Origin of the sequence: Saccharothrix sp. NRRL B-16348 (assembly GCF_001280085.1) — a bacterium.
GTDB lineage: Bacteria > Actinomycetota > Actinomycetes > Mycobacteriales > Pseudonocardiaceae > Actinosynnema.
On sequence record NZ_LGED01000208.1, the window covers coordinates 60,924 to 80,791 of the forward strand.

Here is a 19,868-nt window from a genome sequence, read left to right on the forward strand (position 1 = left end):
AGGCCTCCTTCGGTCAGTCCTTGAGCACCTTGCGGATCGCGGTCGCGAGTTGGTCGCGGTCGGGCTGCACGGCCCGGTCGAGCGCGGGCGCGAATGGCACCACCGCGCCGTCCGGCCTGGTCACCCGCGCGGGCGGGGCGCTGAGGTCGAACCGCTCGGCGGCGGTGGCCAGCACCTCGGCGGCGATGCCGCACGTGCGGTTGGCGTCGTCCACCACGACCAGCCGCCCGGTGCGCCGCACGGAGCCGGCCAATCCGTCCCAGTCGAACGGGTAGACGGTGCGCGGGTCGAACACCTCCACGGACGCCTCCCCCGCCAGTTCGTCGGCGACGGCCAGCGCATCGTGCACCAGGTGGCCGATGGCGACGACGGTGACGTCCGAGCCTTCGCGGTGCACCCGCCCGACGCCCAGGGGCACCGGGGCCAGCGTGGCGAAGTCGACGTCCACCCGCACGTCCAACGCCCCGGCCGGTGCGAACACCACCACCGGGTCGTCGTCGCGGATCGCGGACACCACCAGCCCGTAGGCGTCCTCGGGCGTCGCGGGCACGACGGTCTTCACGCCCGCGTGCGCGAACAGGGCGTAGGGGTGGTCGGAGTGCTGCCCGGCCCAGCCGGCGCGCGACCCCGAGCCGGGCACCAGGTAGGTCACCGGCACGGCGGTCTGACCGCCGGTCATCAGCGAGAACTTGTGCGCCTGGTTGACGATCTGCTCGAACGCCAGGAACAGCAGGGCCGGGATCTGGAACTCGATGACCGGCCGCATCCCGGCCAGCGCCGCCCCGGTGGCGAACCCGGTGAACGCCTGCTCGGACAGGGGCGTGTCGAGGACGCGCTCGGGCCCGAACCGGCCGAGCAGCCCGGCGGTCACGTTCGACACCGCGACCCGGACGTCCTCGCCCAGCACGAACACCGCCGGGTCACGGGCCAGCTCGTCGCCCAGCGCCCGGTTGAGGGCCTTGCGGTAGGACAGCCACGGCATCAGCGACCGTCCCCCGGTCGACCGCGCAACCCGGTGGCGTACAGGTGGTCCAAGGCGTCCTCCGGGTCCGGGTGGGGGCTGCTCAACGCGAACGCCACCGCGTCGTCCACAAGAGACTCCACTTCGGCGTCGACACGCTCACGGTCCACATCGGACAAGCGGGAACCCTGGATTTCCAACGGGTCTCGCGACCGTCCTTTGACGATCTCGTCGTCCGGGCGATACCGAACCCGCGCACGGTGCTCCCACGTGTGGTGCACGTCGAACCGGTAGGTCACGCACTCGATCAACGACGGCCCGCCGCCCGCCCGGGCGCGGTCGACGGCGGTGCGCGCGGCGTCCAGCACGGCCACGGGGTCCATGCCGTCGACCGTCGTCGACGGGATGCCGAACGCCTCGCCCCGCCCGGTGATCGTGCCCGCGACCGCGTCCGCCACGGTCAGCGTCGTGGCGTAGCCGTTGTTCTCGCAGACGAACAGCACCGGCAGCCGCCACAGCGCGGCCAGGTTCAGCGACTCCAGCAGCACGCCCTGGTTGACCGCGCCGTCGCCGAAGAAGCTCACCGCCACCCGACCGTCACCCGCCCGCTTGGCCGCCCACGCCGCGCCCGCCGTGATCGGCGCGTTCGCGCCGACGATGGCGTTCGCGCCGAGGATGCCCAGCCGGAAGTCCGCGGCGTGCATGGACCCGCCGCGCCCCCGGTTGAGCCCGGTGGTGCGGCCGGCCAGCTCGGCCAGCACCCGCTTCGGGTCGGCGCCCTTGGCCAGCACGTGCCCGTGCCCGCGGTGGGTGCTGGTGATCATGTCGTCGGCCCGCAGCGCTGCGCACACCCCGGCGGCGACGGCCTCCTGCCCGGTGCAGGGGTGGATGCCGCCGACGATGTCGCCCGCGCGGACCAGCTCGACCGCCCGTTCCTCGAACCGGCGGATCAACCGGACGGTCCGGTACAGGTCGGCGTGCGCCGCCGCGCTCAGGAGCGCCACAGCGGCGGGCAGAACTCCGGGTCCGCGTAGTCCGGCCTGCCGTCGTGCGTGCGGCGCACCAGCGAGTCGTGGTTGTAGAACGCCGAGGTGCCGTCGGCGAGCCGGAAGTCGCGGAAGGCGTTGTCGCCGTCCTGGAGGTGCAGCGAGATCGCCTGGCGCGGCCGGGTCGACCGGTTGGCGGCACTGCCGTGGTAGGTGCGGCAGTGGTGGAAGCTCATGTGCCCCTTGGGGATGATCATCGGGATCTTGGACACACTCACGCCGTTGTGGGCGGCGTTGGCGGACAGCAGGTCCTCCAGGTGGTCGTGGTCGCGGTCGGCGAAGTGGCGCGTGGTGCTGTCGTCGAACCCGACCTCCTCCCAGCGGTGGCTGCCGTCCACCATCGTGATGGTGCCCAGCTCCTCGTCGCAGTCGTGGAACGGGATGAACGCGGTCAGCATCCGGTCGGAGGACGACGACGACCAGTAGTGCTTGTCGAAGTGCCACGGCACGACGTTGGACGGCTCGTCGGCGATCGGCGGCTTGTAGATCAGGGTCGACTGGAACACCCGGATCTCCGACGCCTCGGCCAGGCGCGCCGCCACCGCGCCGATGATCGGCTTGAGCAGTGCCTTGGCGATGCCGTCGCTCTCGTAGTGCACGTAGTCGTTGTGCCGCTGCACGTCGCCGTGCGCGGGCTCCCAGTAGGCCAGGCGCGGTGGACGGGAGGGCAGGCGGCGGCTGCGCTCGCCCTCGTAGTAGCGGTCCACCGCGGCGGCCAGCTCGTCCACCTCGTCGTCGGACAGCAGCTTCTTCGACAGGTACCAGCCGTGCTCGGCGAAGAAGCGGACCTCGTCGTCGGTCGGGAGCAGCTCCCGTTCCCGCTCGGTCAGCGCGAGCGCGTTCACCTCGGTCACTTGTCCTCCCCAGCGGTGGTGCCGGACAGTTCACCGCGCTTGGCCTCGTACAGGGCGCGGATGTTGCCGCTGCCGAAGGTCAGCGCGCCGCGGCGTTCGATGATCTCCAGGAACAGCGTGCGGCGGACGTGCACGGACTCGGTGAAGATCTGCAGCAGCTGGCCCCAGTGGTCGCGGTCGACCAGCACCCCGAGGCGGCGCAGCTCGTCCAGCGGCGCGTCCAGGTGGCCGACGCGGTCCTCCAGCGAGTCGTAGTAGGCGCCGGGCGTGCCCAGGAAGCGGACGCCGTGCCCGGACAGCGTGCCGACCGCGCGCACGATGTCGTCCGTGCCGAACGCGACGTGCTGGACGCCCGCGCCCTCGTGCCAGGTCAGGAAGTCGTCGATCTGGCCGGGGGTGCGGTCCGGGTCGGGTTCGATCAGCGTGAACGTCACCTGCCCGGACGGGCTCTGCACCACCTTGGAGTCCATGCCCTGCCCGCCGACCTCCACGTACTCCTCGAAGATCTGCTCGAAGCCGAACACGTCGACGTAGTAGCGCGTGGTCGGGCCCAGCCGCCCGGCGGGCACGCAGATCGCGAGGTGGTCGATGGCGCGCAGCAGCTTGCCGTCGCTGTACGGGTCGGGCTCGTCGACGACCAGCGCGCCGGGCAGGAACTCGCGCCGCGCGCCGTGCCGCTCCACCAGCCGGTGGGTCACGTCGGAGAAGCCGGAGACCTCCGCGACGACGACCCGCTGCTCGCCATCGCCGTAGACCTTCGGCGGCGACAGGGGTTGCGCGCCGCGCTCGACCAGCAGCCGGTACGCCGCCGCCGCGTCGTCCACGCCGATGCCGACGACGGCCACGCCGTCCCCGTGGCGGCGCACGTACTCGGTGGCCGGGTGCTCGGCGTTCAGCCCGGAGGTCAGCACCACCTGGATCTCGCCCTGGCGCAGCAGCAGCGAGCGCTGCTCGCCCAAGCCCGTCTCGGGGCCGCCCTGGCCGCGCACCTGGAACCCGAACGCGGTGCACAGGTAGAACGCCGCCTGCTTGGCGTCGCCTACGTACAGTTCGATGTGGTCGATGCCGGAGATCCGCATCAAGCCGCCCCGATCGCTTCCCGCAGCACGTCGACCGCGCCGTCGATGGTGGTCATCCGACCGTACTGGTCCTCGTCCAACTCCAGGCGCGCCCCGTAGCGCTGCTCGACCTGGTGCAGCAGCCAGGCCAGCTCCATCGACTCGATGCCCTCGGGCACGTCCCGCGCCGACCTGCCGTCGAGGCCGGCGAGCATCGCCACGACCTCGTCCCGGCCCGGCGCCGGCCCACCCACCCCGGCTCCCCCGTCCGCGACGGGGCGGTCTGGCGTCCTCATCGGATCACCTTCCTTCTCGCTGGGCCTGGCGGAGCACCGACCGGTCGCGCACGAGTTTTCCCGTGGTGGTGCGCGGCATCGCCGCCAGCACGTGCAGCTGTCTCGGCCGCTTGTAGCCGGCCAGCCGCTCGGCGAGACCGGCGCGGACGGCGTCGACTGACGCGCCCGTCGCGAGCTGCACGTAGCCGGTGATCACGTCGTCGTGCAGCACGACGGCGGCCTCGACGCCCGGCAGCGCGGTCAGCGTCGCCTCGACCTCGGTCAGGTCGACCTTGAGCCCGCCCACCGAGACCTGCGAGTCCAGCCGGCCCTTGACGGTGACCAGGCCGGTGGCCGGGTCGACGACGCCCGCGTCCCGGGTGCGCAGCCACCCGTCGGACCAGCGGGTCGGGTCGGACAGGCCGACGTAGGGCGATTCCGGCCTGCTCACCAGCAGTTCGCCGGCACGTTCGACAACGGCGAGGCCGGGTGCCGGGGTCAGCGCGGGGCGGTGCGCGCCGAACAGGTCGGTGGCGATGACGCCGACCTCGGTCATGCCCCACATGTTGCCCAGCGGCACGCCGTACTTGTCCAGGAACGCGGTGGCCGTCGCGGCGGGCACCAGCTCGCCGCCGGTGGTCATCCGCTTCAACTGGGGCAGGCGCGGCGGTTCGGCGACCGAGGCGAGCAGTCCGATGTGGAACGGGACGCCGAGCACCGTCGCCGGGCTGGTCTCGGCGGCCACGGCGGCCAGCACGCCGTCCCCGGTGAGCCGTTCCGGCGGCCGGATCCGGACGCCCGCGTGCAGCCCGTAGAGCAGCGCGCCGACCAACCCCAGCACGTGCACCATCGAGGCGAGCACGACGATCCGCTCGCCGGGCAGCGGCACGCCGTCGATGCGCGTGTAGCGGTCGACCTCGGCGATCAGGTCCGCCGCGGTGCGTCCGATCACCTTGGACGGTCCGGTGGAGCCGGAGCTGAGCTGGATCACCGCGTGCGGTGTCGCGGCGGGGCGGCCGGGGTGCGGGGTGACGGTCTCCTCGACGTCGGCGAAGGCGCGCAACGGGTTGCCGCGCACCACACCGGGCGCGACCACGACCTGCGGCGCCAGCCTTGCCAGCGCGGCGTCGACCTCGAACGGCGTGAGCCGGTGGTCCAGCAGCGCGACCTGCGCGCCGATCCGCCAGCCCGCCAACAGGTTCGCCACGTACGCCAGGGACGGCGGCAGGCGCAGCACGAGCGAGCCGCCCGCGCGCAGTCCCGCCGCTTCCAGCCGGACACGGCGCTCGGCGACCATGCGGCGCAGCGCGGCTCGGTCCACCGGGCCGTCGACGTGCAGGCACACCTGGGCGTCCGGGCCGCGCAGCAGGATCTCGTCCACCCACTCGGGGCCTGCCACCGGAGCGGACCCGGTCTCCGCGAGATGACGTGTCACGAACACCCCCGCCCGATCGCGCGCCTGCGGTGAACGAATGCCGAACTGATACGCGTGCCGAAGCGATACGGCAAGGAAATGAACGTGGTGAAGCCTACGTCACCGCTCGGCCGAGGCACTATCGGCCAATCGGTCGCGGGTGTCGTCGATCAATGCCGCCAGCCGGTCCAGCCCGGTGTCGATCAACTCCGGGGAAACCGCGCTGAACGAAAGCCGCAGCGCGTGCACGGGCGGCGCGCCGGCGTAGAAATGACCCATAGGCGTCCACAACACCCGGTAGTCGCGGGCGGACCGTTCCAGCAGCGCGTCGTCCACCGGGAAGGGAACGCCCACCACGACGAAGAACCCTCCGTTGGGCGCGGTCCAGGTGACGTCGCCGCCTTGCGGGAACCGCGCCGCGAGACCGTCCAGGACGCGGCGCAGGTTGCCCGCGTACAGCTCGCGCTGACGGGCGGTGGCGTCGGCCAGGCTGCCGCCGTGCTCGACCAGCGCACCACCGATCACGGCCTGCGCGATGGGCGAGGTGTTCACCGTGACCATGCTCTTGATCTTGGACAGCTCGTCGGCGAGCAGTCCCACCCCGCCGGACGCCGAGGCCACCCGCTGGTCGGCCACCACGTACCCGACGCGCGCCCCGGGCAGCACCGTCTTGGCGAACGACCCCAGGTAGATCACCCTGCGGTGCTCGTCCAGCGCCTTGAGCGTCGGCACCCGCGCACCGCCGTGGAACAGCCCGTACGGGTTGTCCTCGACCAGCAGGACGTCCTCCTCTCGCGCCACCTCCAGCAGCGCCCGCCGGGTCTCCAGGTCCATGCTCAGGCCGGACGGGTTGGCGAAGTCCGGCATCACGTAGCAGGCGCGCGGACGGCGTCCGGCGGCGCGCTCGCGGCGGATCACGGCCACCAGGTCGGCCAGGTCGACCCCGCCCGCCGAGGTAGCCACCGGCCGCACCGGCAGGTCGGCCAGCCGCGCCGCGCCGGTCAGCCCGACGTACGTCGGGGACACCGCGAGCAGGACGTCCCGGGTGTCGGCGCGGAATGCGCGCGCGACGAGGAACATCGCCTCCTGGCACCCCGCCGTGACGACGACCGACTCGGGGTCGACAACGGTTCCCTCGTCGCGCCGCAGGTTCTCGGCGACCAGTTCGTGGATGATGCCCTTGGTGCGCCCGTACTGCAATACGGTGCGCCGCACCTCGGCCGGTGTCAGTCCCCGTTTGCGTTCCAGGTGGTCGCCGAACAATCGCAGATATCGCGGCACGTCGGCCAGGTCGAAGAACTCCTCGGTGGGCCTCCCGGCGGCCAGGGAAATGGCTTCGGGATAGCGCCCGGCAATCTCGTTGAGGAAATTCATCGAGTGCGCCGCGGGATCTTCCAGACCGCCGAACAGGTCCGCGGTGGCCAGGTCGGCGGTCTCCGCGGTGCTCACGTCGCCTCCCCGCGCGCGGTGCGGCGGCGGTCGCGCGCGGCGAGCACCGAGCGCAGCAGGTCGTCCAGCTCGGTGTCGGACAGCTCGGCCAGCCCGTCGTCGGGTTCGGGTTGCCGCTCCGCGGTGACGATGGCCGCGAGCGCGGCGATGGTGGGCGTGGCGAAGATCCGGTGCAGCGGCAGGTTCACGCCGTAGGCCTCGGCGACTTTCGCGGCGAACCGCATGACCGTCAACGACCCGGCGCCGCGCCCGAACAGGTTGTCGTGCACGGCGATCCGGTCGGTGGTGCGCAGCAGGTCGGCCCAGATCCGCGCCATCGTCCGCTCGACGTCGTCCCGGGGCTGCCCCCAGTCGGGCTCGGGCAGGGTGTCGGACAGCTCGTCCAGTGCCACGAACAGCTCGGGGACCATCCGCTCCGGCAGCGTGGCGCGCAGGTGCCGCCGGAGGCCTTCGCCGCTCTCGTCGGACACCACGTACGCGACCAACGCCGTCTCGCCGTCCTTCGGCGCACCGATCACGACGGCGTCCCGCACGGCCCGGTGCGTTCGGAGTTCCGCCGCGATCCCACCGGGGTCCACCCACCTGCCGCGGACCTCCACCTTGGCATCGGTGCGCCCGACGAGGTCGAGGCGTCCGTCCTCCCGCCACCGCGCCAGGTCGCCGGTCGCGTGCTCGCCGACGTGCACCTCGCCGATGGCGCCGATCGGCACGGGCACACCGCGCTCGTCCAGGATTCCGGCTCCGGAGCGGTTCGTCGCGGGCCAGCGCCCGGCCACCGGCCAGAGCGCCGACTCGGCGTCGCCGTGGAGGTGCCACAGCTCCGTGCCCGGAGTGTCGAGTGCTTCGGCGAGCTCCGGTGTGAGGCCGGTGCACAGCCGCAGTCGCACGCTGTCCGGCACGGTCGGGAGGTGCCGCCAGGTGTACGCCGACGCGTGCAGGGCGGTGATCCCGTCCAGGTTCCTGCCATCGGTGACCACCACGTCCGCACCGCACACCAGGGGCAGCAGCAGTTCCATCAGGGCGACGTCGACAGCGGCGCCGACCGCGGCGAAACGATCTCCCGGGCCCAGCGGGAGATCACGGCGGAGCACCGCGAGCACGTCGGCCACCGCACGATGCGTGACGTCACGACCGTCGACGACGTAGGCGACCGGGTTCGGCTCCGCGGCGTCGATCGGCTCGCCCTCCGCCGAAGTGATCACGGTCGCGTCACCGATCGGGACGTGCTCCTCCTCGGTCACGACCAGCTTGAGCCCGGACTTCCGGACGCTCTTCTCCAGGCCGGGCAACGGGAGGTCCGGGTCCAGCAGCACGGCCGTCCGGCCCGCCCACCACGTGCCCAGCACGGCCACGAGCAGTCCCACACCGCGCCGGACGCACACACCGACGTGGTGATCCGTGCCCTGCTCGGCGATCACCCGGGCCAGCACAGCGGCACGTCGACACACCTCGGGCATGGGCACGGTGCCGGTGCTGTCGGTGACAGAGGCTGCCGACTCGCGGAGGGCCCGCACCACATCGAGGTCCGGCACCGTCGGGGCGACGGCCTCTTGTCCCGGCTGCAGCGGAAGGTCCGCGACCGGAGTGTCCGGGTGCTGCCCGGCGTGTTCGAGCACCGCCACGACCGATCGCAGGAACCGTTCCGCGAACGGCGTTGCGTACACGTCCGCGCGGTAGGCCAGCCTGAGGGTGCCGTTCTCCCCCGCGTCCAATTGGAAATCAGCCAACGGGAAGTCGGCCCATGCCTGACCGGTGGTGGAGAAGCCGACGACGGGACGGGCCACACCGAGTTCGGCGGCGAGCTTGTCGAACGGCAGCTCGTCGTGCGACAGCGCTTCCGCGGCCGAACCACGCACTCGCGCGTGCAACTCCGCGAACGTGCCGGTGACGGACACCCGCAGGGGCACGACGTCGGCGAACGGCCCCACGATCCGCTCCAACTCCGCCCGGACGCGCCCGCTGACGGGCAAGGCGATCACCAGGTCGCGCTGCCTGGCGTAGCGGGACAGCACGACCGCGTACGCGGCGAGCGCGGCGGCCTGGTCGCCGGGTGCCTCGGCCGTGACCTCACCCCAGGACGGCGTGGACGGCGGGTCGGCGGGCAGGGGAAGACCGGCGGGGGCGTCGCGCAGCGTTTCGCGCCACGGCGCCAGTTGCCGCTCCAACTCCTCCCCCGCCAGGCGTTCGCGATGCCACACGGCGTAGTCGCCGTAGTCCATCCAGAGTTCGGGCAGCTCTCCGCCTCCATACGCGGTGCACAACTCGTCCAGCAGGAGGTCCAGCGCCGGACCGTCGGCGACGACCCGGTGCGCGGACACGACGAGCGACGGCTGTTCCGGCGGCCCGACCAGCGCGACGCGCGCCAGCGGCGGCGTGGCCAGGTCGAACGGCTCGGCCGACTCCTCGTGCGCGACGGGCAGTTCGGCGGTGTCCGCCACGACCTGCTCCGGCTCGCCGTCGACCGTGACGACCGACGTGCGGAGGGCGGCGTGCCGGACGACCGCGGCGTCCACCGCCCGGCGCAGGGCATCGGGGTCCACCGGGCCGTCGAGCCGCCGGGCGCGCCGCAGCACCGCCGCCGGCCCGTCGAGCGACCAGTAGCGGAGCTGCGCGAACGAGAGCGGGTACCGCACGCGCTACCTCCCGCCGGTCGCGTCCGCCAGGATCCGCTGCCGCATCAGGAACTTGCGCACCTTGCCGGTCGGGCCGACGGTGACGCCGTCGTCGGCGACGGCCTCGACGCGCCGCAGCGTGCGGGCCGCCGCCTCCCCGAGCGCGCCGCGCACGACGTCCTCGTGGTCGGCCTCCGGGTCGGCGTCGTCGCGCAGGATCAGCAGCACGTCGGTCACCACCGTGCCGTCCGGCTGCTTGGCCGCCAGGACCGTGCAGTCGCGGACCTCGGGGCTGCGGGCCAGGATGCGCTCCTCGGTGAGCGCGGTGTAGATCCAGTTCCCGTCGCCCAGGTCGACCGCGTCGTTCACTCGGTCGACGTGGTAGTAGTAGCCGTCCTCGTCGCGGTACATGAGGTCGCCGGTGAGGTAGTAGCCGTTGAGGCGGGTCCGGTAGGTGGCCGCGGAGTCGTTCCAGTAGCCCGGGGCCAGCGTCGGCGACTTGAGGCCGCACTGCCCGACCTGCCCGACCGGCACCTCTTCCCCCGTCGTCACGTCCAGCAGCGCCACTTCGGCGAACGGGTACGGCTTTCCCACACAGCGGTCGTAGCGGTCGCTGCCGAGGCGGTGGGCGATGGCGAACGCGCCGTGCCCCATCTCGGTGGAGCCCAGCGTGTCGACGAACTTCGACCCGGGCACCTGGACCACGCCCTCGCGCGTCCACGTCGGGTGGCTGCCCGCCGCGACCAGCCGCCGCACGTGCGCCTCGTGCGCGCAGTCGCCGGTGCTCGACCAGTTGCGCACCGAGGACAGGTCGCGGGTGGACAGGTCGAAGCGGGCCAGTTCCGACCACGTCACGGCGAAGCCGTAGACGCCCGTGGGCCGCCAGCGCTCGATGGCGTCGAGGATCACCTCACCACTGCGCTCGAACGGCCCGCCCTGGTTGGACAGGCACAGGATCTCGTAGCCGTTGCACAGCGCCTGGTTGAGCACGATGATGCCGGCGGCGTGGGCGGCGGGCAGCGCGGTCAGCTCGCGCACCGGGCCGTGCGGCCGGGCTTCGGTGAGCCGCACCGCGCGGACGGCGGCGAACAGGCTGTGGTGCGAGTGGACGACCGCCGTGGGCGTGCGGGTGGTGCCCGAGGAGTGCGTGATGGCCACCGGGTCGTCGCCGTGGTGGCGGTAGTGCTCGGGCGCACCCCGCGGGTCGCCCGTGCCGATCTCCGCCGCGTCGCCGAGGATCGGCACGCCCAGGTCGTGCTCGCGCAGCGCCGCGTGGTCGTCGTCCACGACGACGCCGACGCCGCGCAGCTTGCGGATGAACTCCGCCGCCACGTCGATCGGCATGTTCGGGTTCATCAGCGCCGGGATCGCGCCGAGCCGGTTGAGGGCGAAGAAGTTGAGGAACACGTCCGACGCGGCGGTGACGAACAGCGCCACCGGGTCGCGCCGCCCGATCCCCCGGCGGGCGAACCACTCGGCCCGCGCGGCGACCCGTTCGGTCAACCGGCGCAGCGACAGCGGCGTCCACGCCGGGATGCCGTCCACGTCCACGTCGAAGCTCACGCGCGGCGCGTCGAGGTCCGCGCCGTGCTCGACGAGCATCAGCGGCACGTTGCCCGCACCCACGCGCATGTCCCGCGCGAGAGTCGTCCGCAGCTGGGCAGAACTCACGAGACCTCCCGGTTGAACAGGCGGATGGACCAGCCGACGGCCAGGCCGCAGGCGACGAGCATGACGATGCCGCCCTGCCAGACCGCGGGCGCGGTGAAGTGCCCGGTGAACAGGGCGCGCAGGGCGTCGGTGGCCCAGGCGAACGGGTTCCACAGCGCCACGTTCTGCACCCACAGCGGCGCCAGGGTCAGCGGGATGAGCACGCCGGCGAGCAGCGACACGGGCTGGCCGACGGTGTTGATCAGCACGCCCAGGCTGTTCTCGTTGCGGACCAGCAGGGCGATGGCGTAGGAGATCGAGATGCTGAGCAGGATGACCAGCGACAGCAGGGCGTAGGACACCACCAGGTCCAGCAGGTTCACCCGCAGCCCGAACGGCAGTGCCGCGATGGTGATCACCGTCGCCTGGAACTCCAGCAGCGCCACGTGCATCAGCGCCCGGCCCAGCAGCAGGCCGGTGCGGCTGACCGGGGTGACCCGGCAGCGGTCGATGATGCCCGCGCGCAACGAGCTGAGCAGGCCGTAGCCCGCGTACAGGCCGCCGAGCAGGCCCATCGCGACGAACAGGCCGGGCACGTAGACGGCGTAGGCGTCGCCGTAGCTCTCCACGCCCCGACCCGCCATCGCGACCTTGAGGAAGGGCGCGAACAGCACCAGGAACGTGATCGGCTGGGCCAGCGTCAGCGCGACCACGGTGGGGTTGCGCGCCATGATCCTGGTCTCGAAGCTGAAGATCAGCCAGGTGTCGCGGAGCACTTTCACGCCGGCCACCTTCAGTCGTCCAGGGTGCGGCCGGTCTTGGCCAGGAACACGTCGTCCAGGCTGGGCCTGCGGGACTCGATGGCGCTCGGCTCGACCCCGGCGCGCAGCAGCGCGGCCATGATCAGCGGGATGGCGGTGGCCGCGCCGTCCACGTACAGGCGCAGGGTCGCGTCGACCGCCTCCACGCCGCGCACGTACGGCTGCGGAGTCAGCACGTCGGCGGCGCGGCGCAGCTTCTCGGCGTCGACCTGGCCCGCCTCGTCGAGGGCCGCCAGGCCGACCGTGACGACGTCGCCGGAGATCTCCCGCTTGAGGTCAGAGGGCGTGCCCTCGGCGACGATCAGGCCCCGGTCGATGATGGAGATGCGGTCGCACAACGAGTCCGCCTCGTCGAGGTAGTGCGTGGTGAGGAAGACGGTCATGCCGTTGTCGCGCAACCGCCGCACCTCGCGCCACATGCGCGCCCGGCTGGGCGGGTCCAGGCCTGCGGTGGGCTCGTCCAGGAACATCACCGACGGCCGGTGGATCACGCCCAACGCGAAGTCCAGCCGCCGGCGCTGCCCGCCGGAGTAGGTGCGGACGCGGCGGTCGGCGAACTCCGCCAGGTCGAAGGTGGTGATCGCGGCGGCCGCCAGCTGCTCGGCCTCGGCCTTGCCCCGGCCGTGCATCCGCGCCTGGGCGACGAGTTCCTGCCGCGCCGAGGCGTCGTCGTAGGTGCCGCTGGACTGCGCGACGAACCCGATCACGTCGCGGACGCGCGCGGGCGAGCGCACCAGGTCCACGCCGCCGATGCGAGCGCTGCCGCCGTCCGGGCGGACCAGGGTGGCCAGCATCCGCAGCGTGGTCGACTTGCCCGCGCCGTTGGGCCCGAGGAACCCGAAGATCTCGCCCGCGCGCACCGCGAAGCCCACGTCCCGCACCGCTTCCACGGCCTTGGCCTTGCGTCCCCGTTTGCGATAGGTCTTGCGCAAACCGGACGCCTCGATGACCAGGTCCCGCCGCTCGCCGACGGCGGCTCGGTCCGGCACGACGGGGTCGCGCGCCGACAGCGTGGGGCGGGTGCTCATCCGCTGAGGCTAGGTTAGCTGCGGCGCAACGACAATCACGCTTTCGGACGCGCCGGCGCACCGCCGCGGGGAGTCATCCGCGCGCCGACGGCCGCGCCGATCGCCGCCACCGGGCGCGGCAGCAGCATGTGCTCGTGCTCGCAGTCCACTTCGACCACCTCCACCGGACCGTCGAGGTGGCCGTCCCACGACGCGACCTTCGCTTCGGTGCTCCGCCGCGTCCGGGTCGCCGACAGGAACAGCACCGGGCAGCGCACCAGGCCGGGCCGGTGCCGTTGCGCCACCGCGATGGTGTGGCGGATGACGCGGGGCAGCGCCCGCAACCGCCGGTCGGGCCACTCCGACAGGCCCAGCCCCGGGCGTCCGCGCACCACTTGGACCAGCCGGCCCACCGGGTCGGGGTCGTCCGGCTCGACCACCGGCTGGTAGCCGAACTCGCGCAGCACGAAGTCGCACAGCAGCCACAGGTTGTCGTCGCCGACGCCCAGGCCGTGCGGCAGGTCGGGCGTGGCGTCGCCGATGACCAGCAGCGCCACCTCGTCCCCTCGCCGCTGCAACTCCTCGGCCACCGCGTGCGCGGTGTTCGCGCCGAGGGACCAGCCGAACAGGTGGTAAGGGCCGGGGCGGGTGGCGCGGATCAGGTCGGCCCAGTCGCGGGCCGTCTCGGCCAGGTCCACCGGCAGCGGTTCGGGTCTCCGCAGCCCGCGGGACTGGAGCCCGTACACCGGGTGCGCCGCGTCCAGGTGCGGCAGCAGGGCCAGGTAGCACCAGCTCGCGCCGACCAACGGCGGCAGGCAGAACAGCGGCGCGCCGTCGCCGCCCTCGCGCAGCGGCAGCACCAGGTCCAGGATGCCGCCCGCGGCCCTGATGTCGGCCCGCCGCTGCCGCGCCCACGCGAACTCGTCCGCGGTGGGCAACGCCTTCGCTCTCAGCCCTTCCACGCGCCCATCCTCGCGGCTGGAGGCGGTCAGCCGCCAGCCGCCAGCGCGACGAGGTGCGCGGCGGCGGCGGGCGCGCCACCCGCGGCGGCGAACTCGTCGCCGATCCGGCGGGCGCCGTCCCGGTAGGCCGGTTGGTCCAGGACGGCGCGCACGGCCGCGTCCAGCTCGGCCACCGTCACGTCCAGGATGGGCACCTCGATGCCCGCGCCCGCCGCCGCGACCCGGTGCGACAGCGCCACCTGCTCGGCCCGGACCGGGGCGAGGACCATCGGGACCCCGTAGCTCAACGCCTCGTTGACCGCACCACCCGCGTGGCAGACCACGGCGTCCAAACGGGGCATCAGGTCCAGCATCGGCACCAGGTCGACGGCGATGGCGTTGCCGGGGAACGACTTCGCGTCCACCCCGGAGGTGACGAACACCGCCTGCACGTCGTCGGCCAGCGGCGCGAGCACCGCGGCGGCGCGCTCGTAGAAGTCGCCGATCATGTGGCCGACGATGGTGCCGACCGTGACCAGCACGTGCCGGCGGTCGTCGTCCCAGTCGTGCCAGGGGAATCCCGGGGCGTTGGGCCGCCTGCCCAGCGCCGCGCCGGCCAGCACCGTCCGGGGCGGCAGCGCGTCGGGCGGGGTGAGGCCGGGACTGGACAGGGCGATCACCAGGTGCGGTGAGAACCGGGGGTCCAGCGGCTCGTCGGCGGGCAGTCCGGCCAGCTCAACGGCCCGCGCGACCCGGTCGGCCACGAAATCGTCGAACCCGACCAGCTCGGGCGGTGGCGCGAGTTCCAGCAGGCCGGTGCACAGGCTGGCCCACCGCACGCCCCGGCGGTGCGCCACCAGGCCTCCTGCCAGCGCGTACTGCTCGGCGACCACGACGTCGGGCCGGTGGCGGACCACCGCGTCGTCCACCGCGTCGAGGATGAACCGGGTGAACGGCAGCAGGTAGCCGTCCCACAGCGCCCGGACGCCGGCCATGCCGGTCTCGGCGTAACGGCGGTAGGCGCGTACCCCGGTGGGGTGCACCACCGCGTCCGGACCGACCAGTGGGCGCAGCGTGTCCTCCGGACCGCACCACACCACCTCGTGTCCACTGTGGACGAGTTCTTGGCCGATGGCGAGCATCGGGAACAGGTGGCCTTGCAGCGGCAGCACGACGAGCAGGAACCGCGACATCGAACGATGATGGCACACATTGACGTCCGCCAGGACGCGTGGTGTGATCCCGATTGTGACCGCGCTCGACGCGGTGTCGGTGTACACGCCGGCTGTCCGCGTTCCCATCGAAAGCCTCGCCGAACCGCTGGGGTTGACCGACATGCAGGTCCGGCTCTTCCGGCGGTTCCACGGGCTCGGCGAGATCAGCCTCGACCCGGAGCGGTCGTTGGCCGACCTGTTGCGCGCGGCGATCGACGGCATCGGCGCGCTGCGCGGGCGTGAGCACCTGGTGCGGTACGTGGTCTACGGGCGGGCCATGCCCGTCGTGGTCCCGTACCCGGACAACCCGCTGCACGAGGTGTGCCGGGAGGCCGGGCTGGGCCACGCGCTGGCGTTCACCGTCACCCACCAGAGCTGCGCCAGCGGGCTGCTCGCCCTGGAGACGGCGGGGCGGCTGCTGGAGGCCGACCCGGACCCCGACGCGCTCGCGCTCGTCCTCACCGGCGAGAAGGCGTTCACCCGTGACGCGCGCCTGCTGCCGGGCACGTCGATCTTCGGCGAGGGCGCGTCGGCCGGCCTGGTCAGCGCGCACGGCCCGCGCGACCGGATGCTGTCGTTCGCCTGCGCCCAGCGCGGCGAGTTCGACACCGAGTTCGGGGAGAGCGCCGAGCGCTTCCAGCGCGAGTACCGGCCGTCCCTGGCCGGGGTGATCCGCGAGGCGGTGGACGAGGCAGGCCTGGCGCTGGACGACATCGCCTTGGTGCTGCCCCACAACGTCAACGTCGTGACCTGGCAACGGCTCTGCCTGCTGATGGACTTCCCGGTGGAGCGCGTGCTGCTGTCCAACGTGCCGGTCAACGGCCACCTGTTCTGCTCCGACGCGTTCGCCAACTACACCACGGCGCGCGAGCGCGGGCTGCTGCGCGAGGGCGACCGCTACCTCGTGGCCGCGGTCGGCGCGGGCGCCGGGGCGACGTTCTCCGCGATGGTGTTCCAGCACTGAGTCCCGTTCCGCCAGGAGGCCGCCATGACCGCACCCGAAGCCCAGGTCGACACCGAGTTGCGGCCCCGCGTGGTCGAGGCGATGACCGAGGTGATCGCACGGCTGTCCGAGCGGGACGGGCCGGTCACCGAGGACATGGACATGGCCGACGAGCTCGGCCTGAGCTCGTCGCTGGGCCTGGAACTGCTGCTGGAGGTCGAGGAGCGGCTGGGCGTGCAGATCGACGTGGAGAACATGCGCACCGACGAGCTGCGGACGGTGGGCCAGCTGGCCACGTTCATCGCCTCGCACTGCAGGCCCTGGTAGTGCGCGTGCTGCGCGCCGAGCGCCGGGTCTTCCCCGGCCCGGCGGTCTTCCTGGCCGACGACGCGCACCGGGCGGGTGTGGCGGAGTACCTGGCCGACCTGACCGGGTCGGCGCCGGCGCCGGAGCTGTCCGGCCAGTCCTACGGCGAGATGGCCGCCGCGCTGGTGGCCGCCGCCGCGGACGGGCCGGTGGACCTGCTGGTGCTGGCGTTCTCCATCCACGACATGTGGCCGGGCCGCGCCACGGCCACCTACCTCAGCCACGTCTGCCCCGGCACGCCGCTGGCGTTCGCGGTGTGCGACCAGGGCAGCGCCGCGCCGTTCACCGCGCTGCGCCTGGTCCGCGACCGCGCGCCGCGGCGGGCGCTGGTGGTGGCCGTCGAGCAGGGCTGGCTGCCCTACGACTCGACGGTGCCGCCGCCGCGCGAGCACCGCGGCGTCGCCCTGCTCTGCGGTGCCGACGCGGGCCACCGCGTCACCGACCTCCGCCAGTTCCCGGACGTGGCCCCGGAGGCCGCGGCGGAGCTGGCGGCCCGGACGATCGCCGACCTGTCCGCCGGTCACGACCGGGTGCGCCTCGTGCTGGGCGAGGCGCTGTCCGCGGTGTGGCCCGAAGACCCCGACCGCGTGCCCGGCGGTCAGCCGCTCACCGGGGTGTGGTGGCGGCTGGCCGACGCGCTCGCCGAGCCGGGTGGGTTGGTGGTGGTCGGCGAGTACGACCGCGAACTGCGCTACCTCTGCCTGGTCGGGATCGAGGTGCGCTGACCGGAAACCGGCCGCACGACGAAGGAGCACGCTTGACAGCCTCCCCTCCCTGAAGGGAGGGGTTCCCCGCCGGGCTCGCGCCCGGCAGTTCCTGCTTCTTCTCCCCGGAAGGGAGGTTTCGCCGGATGCCTCGCCGACTAGCGTCGGGTCGGTCTCACTCCGGCTCCACAGGCTGTGACCGCCTGCCCGGCGGCCAGGACGTTACGCGCGGCGTTGACGTCGCGATCATGCGAAACCCCGCAACCGGGGCACGTCCACTCCCGCACCCGCAGCGGCAGCGTGTCGAGCAGGTGCCCGCAGTGCGAGCAGATCTTGCTGGAGGGCAGCCAGCGGTCGACCACGACCAGGTCGCGGCCGTACCAGTCGCACTTGTACTCCAGCATCGACCGCAGGTCCGACCAGGCCGCGTCGGATATGGCGCGGGCCAGGGTCCGGTTCTTGACCATGTTGCGGACCGCCAGGTCCTCGATCACGACCAGTTGGTTCTCCTGGACGAGTCGGGTGGTCAGCTTGTGCAGCAGATCACGCCGGCGGTCGGCGATGCGGGCGTGGACACGGGCCACCCGCAGCCGGGCCTTGGCCCGATTGGCGGAGCCCTTCTGTTTGCGGGCCAGTACCCGCTGCGCGCGGGCCAGGCGTTCCCGGTCGCGTCGCTCGTGCCTCGGGTTGACGATCTTCTCCCCGGTCGAGAGGGTGACCAGGGAGGTGATCCCGGCGTCGACGCCCACGACGCGGTCGACGGTCGGTGCGTGGGCGACGGTCGTCTCCACCAGGATCGACACGTGCCACCGGCCGGCCGGGTCGCGCGAGACCGTCACCGTGGACGGCTCGGCACCCCGGGGCAGCGGCCGGGACCACACGATGTCCAGCGGTTCGGTCATCTTCGCCAAGGTGAGCCGGCCGTCGCGCCAACGGAACGCCGACCGGGTGTACTCCGCCGACGCCCTGCCGCGCTTGCGGGACTTGAACCGCGGGTAGCGGGACCGCTTCTCCCAGAACGCGGTGAACGCCGACTGGAGGTGCCGCAGCGACTGCTGCAACGGCACCGACGACACCTCGTTGAGGAACCCCAGCCCCTCCGTGCGCTTCCACTCGGTCAGCAGGGCCGAGGTCTGCGCGTAATTCACCCGGCGGTGCTCGCCGTACCACGCTTGCGTGCGGGCCTCCAACGCCCGGTTGTAGACCACCCGCACACACCCGAATGTGCGCAACAACTCCATTTCCTGCGCCGCAGACGGATGGAAGCGGTACCGGAACGCCCGCTTCACCACCTGCATGGATGACATGCCTCACATAACACCCCAGTGGGTGAGCCTTGCCGATGCGGTCGAGAGCATCGGTTTCCACCTCGGCGTGAACGCCGCGGTATCCACCGACAGGAGCCCAGAATGATCCCCCTGTTCAAGGTCGCGATGTCCGGTACCGTGCCGGCCCTCGTCGAGAAGGTCCTGACCAGCGGCTTCATCGGGCAGGGCGCCAAAGTCGACGAGTTCGAGGCCGCCCTGGCCACCCGGATCGGCAACCCGAAGCTCGCCACCGTCAACAGCGCCACCTCGGGCCTGCACCTGGCCCTGCACCTGGTGACCGGCGGCGTGGGCGGTGAGGGTGGCGAAGTGCTGACCACGCCGATGACGTGCAGCGCCACCAACTGGCCGGTGCTGGCCAACGGCCTGCGCCTGCGCTGGGTGGACGTCGACCCCGCCAACCTCAACATGGACCTGGACGACCTGGCCCGCAAGATCACCCCGCAGACCAAGGCGATCATCGTGGTGCACTGGGCCGGCTACCCGGTGGACCTGCGGCGGCTGGCCGAGGTGCTGGACCAGGCGGAGAAGGTGCACGGCGCGCGTCCCATGGTGATCGAGGACTGCGCGCACGCCTGGGGCGCCACGTTCGACGGCAAGCAACTGGGCAACCACGGCAACATCTCGGTGTTCAGCTTCCAGGCCATCAAGCACCTGACCGCCGGTGACGGCGGCCTCGTCGTGCTGCCGGACAAGGAGCTGGCCCGCCGGGCCCGGCTGCTGCGGTGGTACGGCATCGACCGCGAGACCAACGCGCGGTTCTCGTTCCTCAACGACATCCCCGAGTTCGGCTTCAAGTTCCACATGAACGACATCAACGCCACCATCGGCCTGGGCAACCTGGACCACGTGGACGAGAACCTGGCCAAGCACCGGCGCAACGCCGCGTACTTCGACGCGGAGTTGGCCGACGTGCCGGGCCTGGAGCTGACCGAACGCGCGCCCGACCGCGAGTCGTCGTTCTGGATCTACACGATCAAGGTCGACGACCGCGACGGGTTCATGCGCCGCATGGAGGAGGCGGGCATCATGGCCAGCCAGGTGCACGAGCGCAACGACGTCTACACGACGGTGCGCGAGTACGCCGCGCTGCTGCCCGGCCTGGACAGCGTGGGCACGCGGATGGTGTCCATCCCGGTCGGCTGGTGGCTGACCGAGGAGGACCGCGGGCACATCGTGTCCACCATCAAGGCGGGCTGGTAGGGACGCGCGCCGCGCCGGGACCCGG

At 72.5% G+C, this 19,868-nt stretch carries 18 protein-coding genes; 4 read left to right on the forward strand and 14 right to left on the reverse strand.

All coding sequences use genetic code 11. The features are described 5' to 3' along the window. Positions 1–13: 13 nt before the first annotated feature. The 13 genes from ADK67_RS25480 to ADK67_RS25540 form a co-directional block, all read right to left on the reverse strand. A complete protein-coding gene (locus ADK67_RS25480) occupies positions 14–982 on the reverse strand; it encodes an alpha-ketoacid dehydrogenase subunit beta (protein ID WP_053719027.1) in 969 nt (322 codons plus the stop codon). Beyond that, complete coding sequence (locus ADK67_RS25485; RefSeq protein ID WP_231648353.1) at positions 982–1,965, reverse strand: thiamine pyrophosphate-dependent dehydrogenase E1 component subunit alpha; 984 nt, start codon at positions 1,963–1,965, stop codon at positions 982–984. Before ADK67_RS25485 ends, ADK67_RS25480 begins: the two co-directional genes overlap by 1 nt. Then, on the reverse strand, positions 1,953–2,861 hold the full coding sequence (locus ADK67_RS25490; RefSeq protein ID WP_053719028.1) for a phytanoyl-CoA dioxygenase family protein: 909 nt from the start codon (positions 2,859–2,861) through the stop codon (positions 1,953–1,955). The genes ADK67_RS25485 and ADK67_RS25490 overlap by 13 nt, the downstream gene beginning before the upstream one ends. Next, a complete protein-coding gene (gene hppD, locus ADK67_RS25495) occupies positions 2,858–3,940 on the reverse strand; it encodes a 4-hydroxyphenylpyruvate dioxygenase (RefSeq protein WP_053719029.1) in 1,083 nt (360 codons plus the stop codon). The genes ADK67_RS25490 and hppD overlap by 4 nt, the downstream gene beginning before the upstream one ends. Continuing rightward, positions 3,940–4,215, reverse strand: coding sequence for a hypothetical protein (locus tag ADK67_RS25500; protein WP_053719030.1), 276 nt, complete (start codon positions 4,213–4,215; stop codon positions 3,940–3,942). The genes hppD and ADK67_RS25500 overlap by 1 nt, the downstream gene beginning before the upstream one ends. A 4-nt stretch (positions 4,216–4,219) precedes the next feature. Continuing rightward, the gene (locus ADK67_RS25505; RefSeq protein ID WP_053719125.1) at positions 4,220–5,629 is read right to left on the reverse strand and encodes a class I adenylate-forming enzyme family protein; all 1,410 of its coding nucleotides are present in this window, start codon (positions 5,627–5,629) and stop codon (positions 4,220–4,222) included. Between the two features lie 99 nt (positions 5,630–5,728). After that, positions 5,729–7,057, reverse strand: coding sequence for an aminotransferase-like domain-containing protein (locus tag ADK67_RS25510; RefSeq protein WP_053719031.1), 1,329 nt, complete (start codon positions 7,055–7,057; stop codon positions 5,729–5,731). Beyond that, positions 7,054–9,690: a condensation domain-containing protein gene (locus tag ADK67_RS25515; RefSeq protein ID WP_053719032.1), complete on the reverse strand. Its 2,637-nt coding sequence runs from the start codon at positions 9,688–9,690 to the stop codon at positions 7,054–7,056. The genes ADK67_RS25510 and ADK67_RS25515 overlap by 4 nt, the downstream gene beginning before the upstream one ends. Before the next feature lie 3 nt (positions 9,691–9,693). Beyond that, a complete protein-coding gene (locus tag ADK67_RS25520) occupies positions 9,694–11,340 on the reverse strand; it encodes a class I adenylate-forming enzyme family protein (RefSeq protein WP_053719033.1) in 1,647 nt (548 codons plus the stop codon). Beyond that, complete coding sequence (locus ADK67_RS25525) at positions 11,337–12,101, reverse strand: ABC transporter permease (RefSeq protein ID WP_053719126.1); 765 nt, start codon at positions 12,099–12,101, stop codon at positions 11,337–11,339. Before ADK67_RS25525 ends, ADK67_RS25520 begins: the two co-directional genes overlap by 4 nt. An 11-nt stretch (positions 12,102–12,112) precedes the next feature. Next, a complete protein-coding gene (locus tag ADK67_RS25530; RefSeq protein ID WP_082403756.1) occupies positions 12,113–13,168 on the reverse strand; it encodes an ATP-binding cassette domain-containing protein in 1,056 nt (351 codons plus the stop codon). A 35-nt stretch (positions 13,169–13,203) separates the two neighbouring features. Then, complete coding sequence (locus ADK67_RS25535; protein WP_053719034.1) at positions 13,204–14,109, reverse strand: thioesterase domain-containing protein; 906 nt, start codon at positions 14,107–14,109, stop codon at positions 13,204–13,206. Between the two features lie 26 nt (positions 14,110–14,135). After that, entirely contained in the window at positions 14,136–15,281 is a 1,146-nt protein-coding gene (locus tag ADK67_RS25540) for a glycosyltransferase (RefSeq protein ID WP_053719035.1), read from the reverse strand. Positions 15,282–15,324: 43 nt separating this feature from the next. Here ADK67_RS25540 and ADK67_RS25545 point away from each other — a divergent pair, with 43 nt between their 5' ends. From ADK67_RS25545 to ADK67_RS25555, 3 genes are read left to right on the forward strand one after another with little or no spacing between them, the layout of a single operon-like run. Continuing rightward, positions 15,325–16,266, forward strand: a complete 942-nt coding sequence (locus ADK67_RS25545) for a 3-oxoacyl-[acyl-carrier-protein] synthase III C-terminal domain-containing protein (protein WP_231648354.1) — start codon at positions 15,325–15,327, stop codon at positions 16,264–16,266. Between the two features lie 24 nt (positions 16,267–16,290). Further along, a complete protein-coding gene (locus ADK67_RS25550) occupies positions 16,291–16,572 on the forward strand; it encodes a phosphopantetheine-binding protein (protein WP_053719036.1) in 282 nt (93 codons plus the stop codon). Then, positions 16,572–17,336 (forward strand): hypothetical protein, encoded by a 765-nt coding sequence (locus tag ADK67_RS25555; protein WP_053719037.1) that lies wholly within the window; start codon positions 16,572–16,574, stop codon positions 17,334–17,336. The genes ADK67_RS25550 and ADK67_RS25555 overlap by 1 nt, the downstream gene beginning before the upstream one ends. A gap of 137 nt (positions 17,337–17,473) precedes the next feature. On the opposite strand, the gene ADK67_RS25560 is transcribed toward ADK67_RS25555, so the two are convergent. After that, on the reverse strand, positions 17,474–18,622 hold the full coding sequence (locus tag ADK67_RS25560; protein WP_331459340.1) for an RNA-guided endonuclease InsQ/TnpB family protein: 1,149 nt from the start codon (positions 18,620–18,622) through the stop codon (positions 17,474–17,476). 102 nt (positions 18,623–18,724) lie between these two features. On the opposite strand from ADK67_RS25560, the gene ADK67_RS25565 reads away from it, so the two are divergent. Further along, positions 18,725–19,843 carry a DegT/DnrJ/EryC1/StrS family aminotransferase gene (locus tag ADK67_RS25565; protein WP_053719038.1) on the forward strand — a complete coding sequence of 373 codons (1,119 nt, stop codon included), beginning with the start codon at positions 18,725–18,727 and terminating at the stop codon, positions 19,841–19,843. The last annotated feature ends 25 nt before the right edge of the window (positions 19,844–19,868 follow it).

Excerpts from the sequence above, each read along its gene's own strand:
- ADK67_RS25480 (WP_053719027.1), bottom strand. The coding sequence starts at position 982 with ATGCCGTGGCTGTCCTACCGCAAGGCCCTCAACCGGGCGCTGGGCGAC.
- hppD (WP_053719029.1), bottom strand. The coding sequence starts at position 3,940 with ATGCGGATCTCCGGCATCGACCACATCGAACTGTACGTAGGCGACGCC.
- ADK67_RS25500 (WP_053719030.1), bottom strand. The coding sequence starts at position 4,215 with ATGAGGACGCCAGACCGCCCCGTCGCGGACGGGGGAGCCGGGGTGGGT.
- ADK67_RS25530 (WP_082403756.1), bottom strand. The coding sequence starts at position 13,168 with ATGAGCACCCGCCCCACGCTGTCGGCGCGCGACCCCGTCGTGCCGGAC.
- ADK67_RS25540 (WP_053719035.1), bottom strand. The coding sequence starts at position 15,281 with ATGTCGCGGTTCCTGCTCGTCGTGCTGCCGCTGCAAGGCCACCTGTTC.
- ADK67_RS25550 (WP_053719036.1), top strand. The coding sequence starts at position 16,291 with ATGACCGCACCCGAAGCCCAGGTCGACACCGAGTTGCGGCCCCGCGTG.
- ADK67_RS25560 (WP_331459340.1), bottom strand. The coding sequence starts at position 18,622 with ATGTCATCCATGCAGGTGGTGAAGCGGGCGTTCCGGTACCGCTTCCAT.
- ADK67_RS25565 (WP_053719038.1), top strand. The coding sequence starts at position 18,725 with ATGATCCCCCTGTTCAAGGTCGCGATGTCCGGTACCGTGCCGGCCCTC.